This is a genomic window from Achromobacter sp. SIMBA_011 (assembly GCF_046535435.1).
In the GTDB taxonomy this organism is placed as follows: domain Bacteria; phylum Pseudomonadota; class Gammaproteobacteria; order Burkholderiales; family Burkholderiaceae_B; genus Achromobacter; species Achromobacter dolens.
Window position 1 is genome coordinate 1 of sequence record NZ_JAWRWN010001211.1, and the last position, 236, is coordinate 236.

At 65.3% G+C, this 236-nt stretch carries 1 protein-coding gene; it reads right to left on the reverse strand.

The genetic code is table 11. From position 1 onward, the window contains the following. Positions 1-32: 32 nt before the first annotated feature. A partial coding sequence (locus SB816_RS34905) for a hypothetical protein (RefSeq protein ID WP_410548613.1) occupies positions 33-236 on the reverse strand: 204 nt, incomplete at its 5' end.

Consider the following 236-nt stretch of genomic DNA (forward strand, 5'->3'; position numbering starts at 1 on the left):
GCCACCTGGTTTCGGTCGTCGCGATGCGCCGCTCAACGGCGCATCGGCTCTCCAAAGCGCGCATTGAGCGCGGCGGCTTGCACACGCGCGTCGACCTCGCGTCCGGCGTCGTCGAGTTCCGGAGCCGATTGCACCGCGCCCGAGTACAATTCCCTCAGACAGAATACGAATACCAGACCAGATAACGGACCGGACCACGGTGCGGCAATCCGCCCGGCGAACCGGCCATCGTTTTC